Raw genomic sequence first — 14,214 nt, 5'->3', positions numbered from 1 at the left:
ATTGTTTAAACATGTATTTATGAGACAAGATAAACACCAAATAGATCAAAAGATCTAAAAAACACTGTTCCGATTATAATAAAAGTAATTTTTGAAGCGTCCGAAGAAGGAAAAATAGATTAGACCCGGGCTTGAATCTCGCCGAAATCGCAGGTTAAAACGTCCGGCTGGCTGTCAGTGAATGATTGATGATTTCGGTGATCTTTTCAACGTGATGGTGCAAAAAGAAATGATTCCCCTCAAAGTAATAGGCTGTAAAGTGTCCTGAAGTATGATGTTTCCAATCGGATACATCTTCCTTGCTCATGGCGTCTTCTTTTCCGTTGAGAACGGTAATGTCGCAATCTATTTTGCTGTTTCTTTCTTGATAGATATAGTTTTCTACCATTTTAAAGTCGCTTTTGAGAATGGGGATAAACAATTCAAATAGCTCTTCATGATTGATGAGCTCCTCAGGCGTTCCCCCGAGCTCGACAATTTTTTTCTTAAAAATAGGATTGGGCAAGGTATGCAGTTTTTCTGTCTTTCTGATCCTGTTTGGCGCTTTATAGCCCGAGAAAAAAATGTGAACCGGTTTTTCAGCTCCCGCCCCGCTCATTTGATAGTAAAGTTCATATGCCAAAAGGCTTCCCATGCTGTGCCCGAAAAGAGCGTAGTCGTCACCTTTTCGTTCAGCTTGAACCTGCTCAAAAATGTCTTGAACTGCTTCTTCAAGGCTTTCGTAACAAGGCTCGTTGAAACGCCGGCCCCTTCCCTTCAGCTGAATCGGATAAATCTCAATGTCGGGCTGCATATGGCCTTTCCAGGAATAAAATACGGATTCGGATCCGCCGGCGTAAGGCAGGCAAAATAATTTCATTTCTATCATTCCCTTTCGTTGTAGATATTTTTTGGTGAATAAGCCGTTAATCGACAGATACGTCAGCCGTCCGGTTCACCGCTAAAAACTTCGGAAGGATAATCATGTAGAAAACGCCAACAGCAATCAGGCTTCCCCCGACTAGCCAATACAAGCTTTCAAGCGCGATCCATGCCGGGTAAAGCCACGCAATAAACAGAAGGGTCAGCGACTGTGAGAGCATCATAAGCGGATGAATCCACCCCTGTACCCTTCCCATCATTTTCGGATTGACGATGCTTGGTATCCATCCTCCGATGGCAACGTTGATGCTTGGAAGAGAAACCGCGATAAAGCAGGAGCAGACCATATACAGCCACAAACTTTTAACCAGGGAGCCGGAAATCGTGGCACAACCGCAAACAATCAGCGCCAGGATCAAAAGTTGATAAAGCTTCAATTTTTGAGAAAGCAAGGATGCGGCGATGCTTCCCGCCAAAAACCCCGCACCGAAAACAATGCCGAGTACAATCGACATTTCTTCATAGTTTCCAGGTGCAAGCTTGTATTTTAGTATAAACACCTGCATGACCGAGAGCCCCCCATTGACAACTCCGAAAAGGACGAATCCGGACACGAGGGCAAGCAGCAATTTATGGTTGAGAATATAAGTAAAACCAAGTGTGAAATCTTTCCATATACCAGCGATATTCAGCTGTCTAATGGAATGTTTTCCATTTGGCATGCGGACGGCATCGGAGATCCGGCAGGCTTGAATCAAAAGCCCGCTCAGTGCGAAGCTGGCTGCATCAACCATGACGGCTCCTTCAACTCCAAGCGTCCAATAACAAAATACGCCAAGCCCGTTTCCGAACAGCATAAATAAACTGGCTACCATTTGATTCAATCCGACGGCCAGCGAATATTCGTTTTCAGATAATATTCCTTGAATAAGAGAAGTTTGGGCAGGAGTGAAAAAACTTTTAACGGCGTTTCTTAAAAAAAGAACGGCAAATGTAAACGGCATCCATTCAAGATAGAGAGACAGCAGTAATACAATAGATAGTCCCATACAGATCCAGTCGCAGTTTTTGGCGATTTTCTGCCGGTCAAACTTATCCGCGAAAACACCGACGAGAAAAAACACAGCCAATGTAGGCAATGACAGCATCAGCTCGGTCATTGTGGCATATGCAGGCTGATTGGAAAAACGGTCTAGAAGGTAAAACAAGAGTGCAGTGAGTCCGATGATCCCTCCCATTTGTGAGGTAAAGGATGCGAAGAACAGCAGCGCATAATTTTTATTTTGAAAAATAGAAAACATTTTTTTCATAGGCGCCTCCTAATTTGTATTGAGACAGACGGCTCCATTTGTTATTCTGGAAAAATAACATCATTCTAATTTTCCGTCTCTTATCACGTTGATTTTCATTTTTAAAACTACACTTCTATCATTTAAAGTGTCGCAGATTGAATTTCCCAATATAAAATCGCTGCTTCTCATAACGATTGCAGCCGTCTTTTTAACCCCCCGTTTCTTCTTTCAGATAGTATTCTCTAGCAAAGTGATAGGGAAATCCCCGATCGCTCCCCTTCAAATTTACAAAGAAGTAAATTTATGAAAAGTAATTCTAAGGTTATAGATTCGTCCTATTTCAACAATATCCTCTATCTTATATTCAATTTTTTAGAAAATGTCCTTTTCAAAAAGTAATTACTATATCAAGAAAACAAAAAAACGCTTCCGATATGGAAGCCGAAAGACTCAGCATACCGGAAGCTGTTTAGATGTTCATTTTTTTATGAAATTGTTATCCAGCACTTCGATCACCGAAGAAGTCGTTTTTGAACGGTCTTTTGTTTGCTGTACCAGTTTGATGATGTCTTGGTATGCCTGCTGCGCTCCGAGCACCAGCAAAGGAACCCCGATCGGATCGATTTTCAGCCTCCTTGAAAATAAACCGCCGAATGTCATCGCAATGGGCACAGTCGGAGACGTGTTTGAAAAAATGACTTTTTCCTGCAGTTTTCCGCTTTTTTCAAACAGCTCGAAAACGCCCAGCATGGCTGGAATGACCGCTTTTGATGATCCTCGGCCGATCGTGTACACCTGGTGGCCTTCTTCATCTAGACCGTGAAAAATTAATTTTCCCATTTCCTTCGGACTTAATTGATTAAAACAGTCGGTGCTTAAAATTTCGTTTTTCGTCGGTTTTCTGCTGAATGGGAGCTTTTTCAGATGATAAGCGGCGGCAAGCGCAGATGAATGAGTGCCGCCGTAACAGTTGTATATATAGATCAACATGCTCACCCTCTTAAATGTCTTTAGTTTTAATGTGACCCAAATATACAATCTTATTTATACCGTGTTTCCAAAACTTCTTTAACAGCTGAGACATACGCTTGGAACGTCTCATTTTTAGAACTTGCCCGCGTCCACAGGCCGAACTCCGAAAAAAAAGCCTCTCGTTGAGGCGTGCTGATTTCCAATTGAATGCTTTGACCTGTTTTGCATTGATTATTGATATTTTCGGGATTTCCCCCTGCAAGCCGGTGGCTTGGGCTGACCAGCTCCGCTGAAAAACCTTTGTTCTGCAGCGCTCTGACAATTGCTTTCGCCCCTCCGGTATCCGTTCCCCCCACAAGCGTATGTTCAACGATGTCATGATATCCATGAAAAGCCAGCGTATAGTTGTGCTCTTTGACCGCTTTGACGGCCTGCGGTTCATCAAAATTGTTGCTTGTGATGTGAAGATCCCAGTTTTGCGAGGGTTTGATTCCTTCGAATAAGTAAGTGGAATAATCGGCGCTGAAGGCGCGGACAAGTTCACTGACACCTCCTTCGATTCCTCCGCCGTGCGGCGAAAGAATCAACAGTTCGGTGCCCATGTCTGTATATTCGATTTGATAATCTTCTCCTTCTGTTTCATGTTCGGCAAGCTCGGCAAAATTGGTGTATTTGTCTGCGGATGAAGCGACGCTTTGCAGCGGAAATTGAAAGATGACCGTTAAGTAAATCCCCGTGACTAACCAGATGATGCAACGACTTTTCATCAATGGGTTCCATTCTTCCTGCACCGTTAAGAAACTCCTTTTATCGTGTATTTTGTTGCGAGTATCACGTGATATCATGTTTCGGCCGGGATGAGAGAATCTCAATAAATGGTAAAATATTACTTCTTTTCGTCACCCAGTTGCCATTTTATATAAGAAGAACTGCATAACGAAAGCGACCTTTACCTTATTTTTCATCAGCGGCCGGCACGTGTTCCCGGAAGCACGGAATCTTTCGGCATACAGTATTTTTATATCGATTGCCTCAGACGGGACAGGTGCCTTCAGATCAAGCAAAGCCTATAGAAGGAAGCACAGGTTCGGTGCAGCGGTTTGAAGAGGGACAAAGTCTCCCTGTCTTTATATGATATTTTGAGCCTCTCTGACAGGAGATCATCTAAAAAAATGCAAATAAAAAAGAAACGGACGATTCCGTTTCGAAGGAATTGCAAACTCCCAATTGTCGATCGTTGGTCCGTAAGGTGGATTCACTATTACATGATCAAATGACTCAACTCATTCCATTTCAACTGTATCCCCTTAATAAATAGAAGCATGAGGATAGCAGACCTCTGAAACACGTGCTGCTTCAGCCATTAGCTCTACTCGATGTATTTCGCAGTCAGGAAGAACGTCTAAAAAACTCGTCCTCCCTCGATCCCCATCATTAGGCTTGTAAAGACTGCTACTTCGATTGGCGTGAAAAATTGGCCATTATTCATCCTGAACGTGTAAGCCCACCGAAACTAGAGCACTATTTAATTTTAATCTCTTCTTTAGTACGATTTGTTTTCTCCAGCACTTCTCGAACCTTTTTTATTATCTGCAAAGCGCTTCCGCCCTTTTCTTTCCATTGGATTACTCCCAAACATTTATTCAAATTCCTAATTATGTTAAATTACCTTGAGTTTTAATGGAACGGGAAGTAAAATAAAAAATACAGAAACAGAGGAAGAAAAAAGGAGGGAGAATATGAAGAGATTTAAAGGGCTTATTGGTGTTGGGTTAATAATTTTTGGTTTAATATTTGGAGTCAACACCTACCAATACCAAGCTGCCGGTGATATCATTCTTCGGTTCTTAGGATTGCCAGCTTGGAGCAACAATGCAGAGTCAACAGGTCTCCATTACAGTGCTATTCTTGCGCTTATAATAGTTGTTGTGGGGTTTATTCTGGCTGTTAGCCATTACAAGGAAGTTCCTCGCATCAAATTGAAGCTTGTCTTAGGTTCAATTGCGATTGCTGTTCTTTACCCTTTGCTCACCGAGCAATCAATGTTTATTTTGAAAGCGAACGCAAAAGGTTTAGAAGCTGTTGAGTATATAAAAAACAAAAGCACCTGTGAGTATGAAACAATGGATGACCAGCTAAACATTGATTGTTCTGTAAAGATAAACAACTATGGAAAAAATACAGAAGATGTCTACGTATACCCAAGTAATGATGGAGGATCAGATCTCAAACCAGAGAAGTTGTCCCTGCCGCCTCATTCTCAAAACGTGTATCACATCAGCTTTTATGTATCTGTTGATGAAGGTGAAGCATTTATTGGAGAAGATGGCGAACCTGATATTATTGTTGTGCAATAAGCAAATTAAGCTATTGGAATGGATTTTAGTTAAGCTAAAATAAAGGCTGATCATTAAGCTTCATTTCGACTGGGGCAACAGTTGAGTCTAAAACTTATGTTTTGGCTATCAAAGGTATTACAACTTAAGTTAGCAAGACTACAGGTGCTGGTACACCGTACGGTCAGAGAATTGGTTTATAGATCTTAATACGAGTTATTAGATCTTTTTTTGTTTTAAGTTTTCCAAGCTTGAGGGCTATTCGTATAGTAGATCAATTAAGTTTACTTATATAGTATTCTTAATTGATCTTTCTGAGATAAAGGTAGCCGAATAGAGCGAGGAAGTCTATAGAACCACAGATTCCGCCAAAAAACTGTTCACCATTCTACTTGTTGAAGCAAGTTTAAGCTGGTTGAGACATTAATCTCGTATTACAAGCGAAAATATGGGTCGAGATGGGATAGGAGTTACCGGTTAAGACAAAAAAGAGAGTGGTCAACAACAGTGAATCCTGTAGTTGGAATTAATGTATCCAAAGGGGAAATTCATGTACAGGCCTTTCTAAAAAAAGGAAACCTCTTTGAGTTCTTGGAATCAAATACAAACGTTTATGTGAGCTATTCTTACTGTAACATATTACCTCAAGCATACCATAAGCTTCATCCAAAATTTTTCCCTCAGCGAGATATCGACTAACAGCATCTTTCATCGCCTCGTCTTTCCCGCTAATAAAGCTGCTAATATATTTTGGGCATGCTATCCAAGCGATAACAGCACTTGGGCCTCTTTTCTTAAAACAAACATAGCTTCGATGGTCATAATGTTTCTAAGCTGTCGAGCTAATAAAAATTTTGTTGAATTTAATTTTGATGACATGATCCCTCCCCTTTCTGGCATAATTTAAGCAACATTTAACACAAAAAAAGACCACCCATAACATAATCAAATGGTTAGTCTTTGATACAACCTTTTCAAGAGAAAAAGGCGACCATTTCCCACATAGTGGTGGTCGCCGGTTAAATGAATTGGGAAATCATCCAAATTCAGCTTTACCTGCTATTTGAAAATTAGTTGAAGCGGTTTTACCCAATTGAGTATTACTTGATGTTGTTACAAAAAATGCAGCTGTTAAAAGGATAGTCGATGCAATAACAACGCTGATGGCTTTTTTCATTTTAATTCCTCCAATAGCTTTAATATTTGGTCTCTTGCGTGATGAGCTCTTTCGAAATAGCGGGATGACTTTGCTGTATCGCCTTTGTTTTTGTAATAATGAGCTGCATCCAGACACAGTTCAGAAACATCTGTCCATAAGTTTTGCGACTCAAGGTACTCTAACCCTTTTTCCATAGATAGAGTATCTTTTGTATTGTAGAGACCATCAATAAATATAAATTTCGCTTCGTATTCTTTTTCTCCTTCTTTATTTGCTCTAGAAAATCCTTTTTTGAACCAAATTTGTGCATCGTCCGATTTATGGTCCTTATATAGAACATGAGTTAATTCAAACATTGACTTTATTCCAACAACACCACTTTTAAGGTCTTCGTTGTCTAAAGCTTTGTTGAAAGACTCAGCTGCTTTTGAATATAACTCCATACGCCCGTAGCATAATCCCAAATTAAAATAAGCTAAACTTTCTGAATACTTACTGCCTACTGATTTTGATTTCTTTATTGCGCTTAGATAGTTGGCCTCAGCTTCTTCGTAGTTGAGCATATCGAGTTTATTAGCGGCAAGAACCATTTCGCTATAGATCTCTCTTTCATGATAGAGGCTGTTTGCTCTGAATGATTCCAATGCTTTTTCTGCATGATTAATTGAAAAAATATGCTGATCAATTCTATAATAAGCAACTGCCACCTGGTAATGAAATTCTGCCATTTCCATTTCATCAGGTATCTTATGTAGCATTATTTCAGCCCTTTTATAATAATTGATTGCTTTTATATAATTCTTTTGATAAAACTCATATACTCCGGAAAAGAAATAAAAATAATACTGAATGATGTCATCTGTGTTTTTTTCAAGGTCTTTAAACTTTTTAATATTGCTTAAAATCTCTCCGGATTCATTGAACCTTTCCATTAAAAGCTTATACCTGGATTCAATGAGATTATAATAAAGCAAAACAGTTTGATTTTCTGACATGTTGGGCAACCTATCACTAATCTCTTGATGTAGTTGAGTTGCTTTACTCTTATCTCTCTGTTTTATTGACTTATACCATTCATTCAAATCATTCGCAATTTCTTGATGAGCAATTTGACCAATCAATAGTAACCTCCCCCTATTAAACCACCTTGGAAATATGTAACTTCTTCCATCGTAGCATATTTTCAAAAAATTGAGAATCGAAAATCTATAATTATATAATGTTTTGTATGATTATCATATCTTTAAACTTTGATCCTTTTCAGCAATTAAGTCGGATCGTTGTGCTTTACCAAGCCTAGTGAATGCAAGAATGCAGATCCCTGCAATAATTTCGATTCCCCCCCTATTGCTATGACCTTCCCTGACCCACATACTGTTGCAGCATATCCACCAATTAAAGCTCCTAATGGAATCATGACATAAGAAATCATATTTATGATCGCATAGACTTGTGGCTGATCTTCATCATCAACAGACATTTGAATGATTGTGTGTTCTGGAACATTAATTGCACTAATTGTAGCCCCTAATGCAAATGCAGCTATGAATACTAACGGCAAAATTGAATTCATTCCAGTTACAAAAAAAGCAGTTCCTTCTACCATGCCAGCAACAACAAACAATAGACCATACCGATTAATTTTCACTTTAGCCAATACAAATCCTAATAAAAATGCACCGGCAGCTGTGGCCACTCTTACAAATGAATGAACGATTGGCCCTCCATTGAGTTCCTCAGAGATATATACTGCTGAAAGTGCTTCCCAAGGAGCTGATGCAAGATTTGAAAACACACAATAAAGAGCTAACGGAAACAGAATATGATGCCTGCGTACAAGTGCGAACCCTCTTTTTAATTTTTTGAAATATCCTCCCCGTGGTTTGTTTTCCTTTCCATTAACCTCATCTTCTTTAGCTTTGTAATTAATAAAAAGAACTAGCAGGGCTGAAAGAATATAAAGCGGAAGGATAATCAACATTGTGTATGCTGCTCCAATCATGGCTATCATAACACCACAAAGTGTTACTGCGGCTAATCTAACAACTTGACCAGATGACTGAATTGTTGCGTTAGCTTTTTGGATATTATCCTCTTTCACAATTTTCGGAATTAAGGAAACAGAAGCTGGATCATATGAAGCTCCAGTTGCAGAATGTATAAGCATTAGCAATATAATAAACCACAAAGGAGAAAAACCATTAAAATAACATATTGGGATGATTAGCATTATTGACGCTCTAGTCAAGTCTGAGAAGAACATCCAGAACTTTAATGTAGATGTTTTCATCAATGGTGTAATGATCGGCCCCAAAATCGCTTGAGGAAGAAAGCTAACAGATATCAAAAAAGCTGTACCAATAGCCCCTTTACCATCTAAAATCAAAAACCACAGAATAGTGCTAAATGCAAAACTGTCTGCGGTTATCTTCACCATTTTGGAGCCGAATAAAAAGGTGAAGTTTTTTTGCCAGAAGCTGTTGCTTTTCTGCATATTTTTGTCCCCCTTACATCAATACCTCAATTTTACAGTTATTCATTTTAATACAATATCCATTTATTTGTCATTAGTCAATCATGGTTTTGATTTGAAGTAATTTCATATATGTCAGATTGCTAGACATTCACCACATATACTGAAATTGGATCAAGACTTTAATACTGACATATTTTCAAAATATTGAGCTTTTATTACCTATTTTCATCAAAAACTGTTTATTTTTGGAGGATTGTTTGTTAACCTTTAGGTAAAGGGGGTGGGTATAGGGGCAAATTAATCAAAAGTATAGGTGATACGGTGTAGGTCATAATCCTTGGAAAAAAGCTTGAGAGGGAGAGGAAAAATAAGGAAATTGATTCTGTTTTTTGTTGCTGTTTTTGCTACAATTGGATTGACAGTGCCAAGTCAAATATCGGCCGCAGAGGTTCACGCCAATGATACAGCGTTTAAATACACTATAGAGGACTATATCAATTACCTGGCCAACTATAGTGAAGAAGATGCCATAAAAGGTGGAGTTTCACCAGAATATGTTTCTTCCGCAGTATTTGATGCACAAAATGTATTAAACCAATTTAAGGCGATGCCTAAAGAAGATCAACAGAAGTTTGTTGACAATCTTACCAAGTTTGACACAAATGCTTTAACTATAAATACAGAAGTAAATGAAGAAGAGGATATTATTGCGAAGCCTCAAGCAAATAAGGCAGTTTCTTACACAGATTCAGTTAAATTTTTTGGAGCACCTGTAACTACATATAGGGTCTCAGTAAACTATAGTGTTACTAAAGGCAAAGTGAAAAAAATTAACTCTAGTAGCGCTTATGTAGTTCGAAACTGGAATCCTGTCGTCAGAACAGAATTAAACCCAGTTGGCAAAAATGCTTGGGTAACAGGTGACAATAAGGCAGCTGTCACAGGAAGCTTCTTTTATCGGATTGGGCCACTTAAAGATTTTGCGGTGCAATTAGGGAATGTGCATCTTAAAGCTGTTGGCGACAAAAATGGAAAGAGGACTTACAAAAAAACCAGGCTTGATTAATCGACGACTGTGAGGTGAAACCAATGTCCAAAAAAGCAAAAACCATCTTGTGGTCTATTCTGGCAGTAATGATTGTATTATTAGCGGTAGGGATAATCGCTTATTATCAAACTGCTGCTGCATAAAATGAATGGCAGAGGTGTTTCCACATCTCTGCTTTTTTGGCTACCTAAAACATGAGTTACTCTCATCTCAAAGATGATTTAGTTTCCTTATCATGTGCAATTTTAAGGCAGCTTTCCAATACATCGCCTCCCCTTCTTTTATGCCCCCTTCCTTGCTCCTAATGTAATATGGATATTTTACAAACATGCCATCACATACAACAACCTCTTGTATTTTGACATTTTCTTTTCTCAAATAATCGTTTATTTTCTTTAGGAAAACAGTTCTTTTAATTTGAGCTGATAATATTCCTCTATTTTCTTGTTGCCACTTGCTTCAGCTTTATAAATTCTTGTTCCATCGCATGGACACAGAGATCAATTATAATTTTTTCATGAAAGGCATTTTCAAGTTCGAAATTGCAGGCTTCAAATTATTTACCTCATTCCGAATATAAGTTCTGTTATACACTATCCAAAATGTTATCAAAAAAATTTACACATAAAAAAAGCCCTTTTAAAAGGACTTCTCTTCGACCTTATGAATCTCCAAAACATATCGACCACAATATGGCTTTTTAACTTCTGGGTGATGCTTCATTAATCCTTGAATAAAAGTAGTCATGTTGTTAATGACAAGGCTAGTTGGTGGGAAGCGATTTGGACAAGAAGATTTTTAATATCTTTAAAATCTCTGACAACTTTATCCGCTGCTTATTCCTTCTTCAATGCCCCTATTGATGCGCCCCATGATTCCACTTTGTTTTTTTCTATTTATAGGGTATAAATAATAATTCTGCTGCTGTTCTGTCAGATTCTCAATTCCAATCTCTTTTGCAATTTCAACAAATTCATCAGGATCAATGACACTTTCTAGCTTTCTTTTTAGTCTAGAAACGGACGATTCCGTTCCTTTCTTCGAGAGACGATCATTTTTTATAGAAAGCGCTCCGGCCTGCTCGTTCAACCAGGGATGGGAAGAGCTGATAGAGTTTGCTGACTCCGTTCATCCAGCCTGGAAGATTAATTTCGCGCTTGTTCGTCATCATTGCCGAGACGACTTTCTTAGCAACCTGATCCGGATCAAGCATCCATCTCTCGACGTTTTTGACATAATCCCCTCTTTTATCGGCCGTCTTGAAAAAATCGGTTTGAATCGGTCCAGGATTGACCGTTGTCACGTTGACCCCTGTCTCGGCAAGCTCCATTCTCAAGCTGTTTGAATATCCGAGCACAGCATGCTTTGTTGCTGCATAAAGGCTTGACTTGGGCGTCGCTAATTTGCCCGCTTGTGAGGCGATGTTGATAATATGGCCTTTGTCTTGCCTGATCATATGCGGAAGTGCCATTTTCGTGCAGGCGATCAGACCGAATACGTTGACCTCAAACATCGCTTTCATATCTTCAAGGGAAGCGTCAAGCGCGCTTTCGAAAATACCGAATCCCGCGTTGTTCACAAGAATATCAACCGGACCGGCTTCTTGGAACGCCGCTTTAATGTCATCCGTCCGGCTGACGTCCAATGCGATGATGCGGCATTTTGCACCGGTTTCATCGGCGATGTTTTGCTTCAAATCCATGAGGCGGTCTCTTCTGCGCGCAGCCAGAATGATCTCGGCTCCTTCCTTGGCGGCATGGTATGCGATCCGTTCGCCAAGTCCTCCTGAAGCCCCTGTAATCATCACGTTTTGCTCTTTCAACTTTTGCTGCATGTTCATCACCTACTTTGCGTAATAGTACTCGATTCCATCGGCCGTTTCTGCTCCGATCCTCCCTTGGGATTCCAAATCGTCAAGCTGCCCAATCGTTTCTGACATCGTTAAGAACAGCTCTTTTTCATAGACTGCAGGGAACAGTTTTTGACATATCTGATAAGGTGAATGCGGTTTTTCAGAAAGGATGCGGTACACCTCTTCGGCTCTGTTTCGCTGCTTTTCCAGCCTTTTGGCGACAAGCTCATTCACTTTTGTGATTTCCTCCCCGTGGCCGGGATAAATAATGTTGAGCGGAAGCTCTCGCAGCCTGCCGAGCGATTTCAAATAGTCCAGCAGCGGAGTCGGGCGCTTTTCTCCTTTTTGCGGCACTTCCAGAAGCGGATTTGAAGAAGACGGCTTTAACAGCAAGTCTCCTCCGAGCATGCTTCCAAGCTCCTCATGATAAAGGACAATATGTGAAGCGGCGTGTCCGGGCGTCTCAAGAACCCTCCACCCTTCAAGCCCGTCAATTTGCGCGCCTTCTGAAACGGTCTCTGTCAATGTCCGATTACAGGAAAACCGGTACGACGCTTTTACCGTAAGCCCCGGCGGCTTCATATCGCCGGGAACGCCGAATCGCTGAAACAGGTATGTAAAAAAGGCCTTTTGTTTTTCAATAAAATCGGGATTTTGGCTGATATACGGTTCATTGAACGGATGGCCGATGATGTTGACCCCTGCGGGGAATTCGTCCAGCAGTCCGGCGTGATCAGCGTGATGATGGGTCAGAACGACCTGGTCGATATCGTTTAATGACAGTCCCTGGCCGGCCAGCTCTTTCTTCAAAACGGCGGCCGCCTCCTTTGTATTGGGCCCGGCATCGATCAGAGTGAGCGCCTCGCCTCTGACCAAATAAATGTTGACGTCTCCGACTGCAAACGGAGTCGGCAATGAAATAGGAATGATTCTTGCGTCTTTCATCGTTTGATTCTCCTCATCCTGCGAATTGATGTTGATCATATTTTACCTTTTTCTCCCGCGCATGTCATTTTTGCTTCAAATGCCTGTTGACATTTCATCATTCCTCATAGCATAATGAACAACAAATATATGCAGGTAAATGAACGAAGACGCAATGAAGAGGAATAGTAAACGAGCAATGGCGAAAGAGAGTGAAATCCACGGCTGAAAGATTTCACAGCCCGCTTGCCTGTTGAACCTGCCCTCTGAGCGCTTAGGCAAACCTAAACGTATCCCGCGTTACGGGGCAAGAGCTGAGCATGTATATGCTAATGAAGGTGGTACCGCGAAACCTTTTCGTCCTTTGTGAAGACGGAAAGGTTTTTTTGTTTTTTAGAAGGAGGAATTCATAATGAAACGAATGGGATTTATCGGAGCCGGTTCGATGGCTGAAGCGATGATTAAGGGGCTTGTCAAAAGCGGTGCGATGGAGCCGGAAGCAATATTCGTCACGAATCAGTCGAATACGGCCAGGCTTCGTGAATTAAGCGAGACATACGGGGTATGCGGAGAAGCCGATACAGCAAAAGTCGCCGCCCGTTCGGATACACTCGTTTTGGCGGTGAAGCCGAAGGACGCGGCGGACGGAATAGCCGCACTCCGCCCCTATTTGCGAAAAGATCAGCTGCTGATTTCCGTCCTTGCAGGCATTCCGATTCACACGATCCAGCACTATGCCGGGCTTGAGCTGCCAGTTGTAAGGGCCATGCCGAATACATCGGCCGCCATTCAAAAATCAGCCACAGCCTTTGCGGCAAGCCCGCTCGTGACGAAAGAGCAGATGCAGGAAGCGGCTGACCTCTTTGCGACAGTCGGAAGCGTTGCAATCGTTGAGGAATCTGCCCTTGATGCGGTGACAGCCTTAGCCGGAAGCGGCCCCGCTTTTGTTTATCGGTTTGTCGAAGCCCTGCAGGCGTCGGCTGCGGAATTGGGGCTTCCTGAAGAAACGGCGAAACAGCTGATTATCGATATGATGTCAGGTGCGGCTCAAATGCTTGAAACCGGCAGGAATCCTTCTGTCATGAGAAAAGAGATCACAAGCGCCGGAGGGACAACGGAAGCAGGCCTTCGGGTGCTTGACGACCATCAGTTTGAACAGATTGTCATATCCTGCGTCAAAGAAGCGGCGAATCGTTCTGCGGAAATCAGGGATATGTTTGCGGCCAAAATTTAAAAAAACCGGGAGACAGCGTGTCGCTTGTTCCCGTTTTTTCCCCAAGCGGTCCCGTCCGTA

Annotated in this window: 12 protein-coding genes, 1 pseudogene and 1 other annotated feature; of the genes and pseudogenes, 3 read left to right on the top strand and 10 right to left on the bottom strand. The window is 41.1% G+C overall.

Annotated elements, in window-relative coordinates:
- Positions 1-154: 154 nt before the first annotated feature.
- From ACVC9U_RS06645 to ACVC9U_RS06630, 4 genes are all read right to left on the bottom strand, one after another.
- The gene (locus ACVC9U_RS06645; protein WP_075752470.1) at positions 155-859 is read right to left on the bottom strand and encodes a thioesterase II family protein; all 705 of its coding nucleotides are present in this window, start codon (positions 857-859) and stop codon (positions 155-157) included.
- Positions 860-905: 46 nt separating this feature from the next.
- Complete coding sequence (locus ACVC9U_RS06640; RefSeq protein ID WP_020452081.1) at positions 906-2,171, bottom strand: MFS transporter; 1,266 nt, start codon at positions 2,169-2,171, stop codon at positions 906-908.
- A gap of 459 nt (positions 2,172-2,630) precedes the next feature.
- The gene (locus ACVC9U_RS06635) at positions 2,631-3,140 is read right to left on the bottom strand and encodes a DUF3189 family protein (RefSeq protein ID WP_041817455.1); all 510 of its coding nucleotides are present in this window, start codon (positions 3,138-3,140) and stop codon (positions 2,631-2,633) included.
- 53 nt (positions 3,141-3,193) lie between these two features.
- Complete coding sequence (locus tag ACVC9U_RS06630; RefSeq protein ID WP_080131438.1) at positions 3,194-3,916, bottom strand: poly-gamma-glutamate hydrolase family protein; 723 nt, start codon at positions 3,914-3,916, stop codon at positions 3,194-3,196.
- Between the two features lie 948 nt (positions 3,917-4,864).
- Between ACVC9U_RS06630 and ACVC9U_RS06625 the strand changes: the two genes are divergently transcribed.
- Positions 4,865-5,482, top strand: a complete 618-nt coding sequence (locus ACVC9U_RS06625) for a hypothetical protein (protein ID WP_050821076.1) — start codon at positions 4,865-4,867, stop codon at positions 5,480-5,482.
- A gap of 1,015 nt (positions 5,483-6,497) precedes the next feature.
- Here ACVC9U_RS06625 and ACVC9U_RS06620 read toward each other — a convergent pair.
- The 3 genes and pseudogenes from ACVC9U_RS06620 to ACVC9U_RS06610 form a co-directional block, all read right to left on the bottom strand.
- Entirely contained in the window at positions 6,498-6,638 is a 141-nt protein-coding gene (locus tag ACVC9U_RS06620; protein WP_154495338.1) for a hypothetical protein, read from the bottom strand.
- Positions 6,635-7,741: a response regulator aspartate phosphatase gene (locus ACVC9U_RS06615; RefSeq protein WP_048350171.1), complete on the bottom strand. Its 1,107-nt coding sequence runs from the start codon at positions 7,739-7,741 to the stop codon at positions 6,635-6,637. The genes ACVC9U_RS06620 and ACVC9U_RS06615 overlap by 4 nt, the downstream gene beginning before the upstream one ends.
- 114 nt (positions 7,742-7,855) lie before the next feature.
- Positions 7,856-9,114, bottom strand: a pseudogene (locus ACVC9U_RS06610) (MFS transporter).
- 319 nt (positions 9,115-9,433) lie between these two features.
- On the opposite strand from ACVC9U_RS06610, the gene ACVC9U_RS06605 reads away from it, so the two are divergent.
- Complete coding sequence (locus ACVC9U_RS06605; RefSeq protein WP_441390340.1) at positions 9,434-10,162, top strand: hypothetical protein; 729 nt, start codon at positions 9,434-9,436, stop codon at positions 10,160-10,162.
- 621 nt (positions 10,163-10,783) lie between these two features.
- Here the strand turns inward: ACVC9U_RS06605 and ACVC9U_RS06600 are convergent.
- The 3 genes from ACVC9U_RS06600 to ACVC9U_RS06590 form a co-directional block, all read right to left on the bottom strand.
- A complete protein-coding gene (locus ACVC9U_RS06600) occupies positions 10,784-10,900 on the bottom strand; it encodes a Rok-like winged helix domain-containing protein (RefSeq protein ID WP_419762504.1) in 117 nt (38 codons plus the stop codon).
- Between the two features lie 295 nt (positions 10,901-11,195).
- A complete protein-coding gene (locus ACVC9U_RS06595) occupies positions 11,196-11,978 on the bottom strand; it encodes an SDR family NAD(P)-dependent oxidoreductase (RefSeq protein WP_075752466.1) in 783 nt (260 codons plus the stop codon).
- Positions 11,979-11,987: 9 nt separating this feature from the next.
- The gene (locus ACVC9U_RS06590; RefSeq protein WP_041817457.1) at positions 11,988-12,941 is read right to left on the bottom strand and encodes an MBL fold metallo-hydrolase; all 954 of its coding nucleotides are present in this window, start codon (positions 12,939-12,941) and stop codon (positions 11,988-11,990) included.
- A gap of 145 nt (positions 12,942-13,086) precedes the next feature.
- Positions 13,087-13,288: a binding site (T-box leader), on the top strand.
- Positions 13,289-13,332: 44 nt separating this feature from the next.
- Here ACVC9U_RS06590 and proC point away from each other — a divergent pair.
- Positions 13,333-14,154 (top strand): pyrroline-5-carboxylate reductase, encoded by an 822-nt coding sequence (proC, locus tag ACVC9U_RS06585; protein ID WP_441390337.1) that lies wholly within the window; start codon positions 13,333-13,335, stop codon positions 14,152-14,154.
- Positions 14,155-14,214 lie beyond the last annotated feature (60 nt).

The sequence above is a fragment of the Bacillus sp. GM2 genome (genome assembly GCF_056155945.1).
This window is presented reverse-complemented; position numbering and strand designations above follow the sequence as displayed.

What these genes read in the sequence shown, in the direction of transcription:
- ACVC9U_RS06595 (WP_075752466.1), bottom strand. Translation starts at nt 11,978, where the DNA reads ATGCAGCAAAAGTTGAAAGAGCAAAACGTGATGATTACAGGGGCTTCA.
- proC (WP_441390337.1), top strand. Translation starts at nt 13,333, where the DNA reads ATGAAACGAATGGGATTTATCGGAGCCGGTTCGATGGCTGAAGCGATG.
- ACVC9U_RS06590 (WP_041817457.1), bottom strand. Translation starts at nt 12,941, where the DNA reads ATGAAAGACGCAAGAATCATTCCTATTTCATTGCCGACTCCGTTTGCA.
- ACVC9U_RS06620 (WP_154495338.1), bottom strand. Translation starts at nt 6,638, where the DNA reads ATGAAAAAAGCCATCAGCGTTGTTATTGCATCGACTATCCTTTTAACA.
- ACVC9U_RS06625 (WP_050821076.1), top strand. Translation starts at nt 4,865, where the DNA reads ATGAAGAGATTTAAAGGGCTTATTGGTGTTGGGTTAATAATTTTTGGT.
- ACVC9U_RS06640 (WP_020452081.1), bottom strand. Translation starts at nt 2,171, where the DNA reads ATGAAAAAAATGTTTTCTATTTTTCAAAATAAAAATTATGCGCTGCTG.
- ACVC9U_RS06645 (WP_075752470.1), bottom strand. Translation starts at nt 859, where the DNA reads ATGAAATTATTTTGCCTGCCTTACGCCGGCGGATCCGAATCCGTATTT.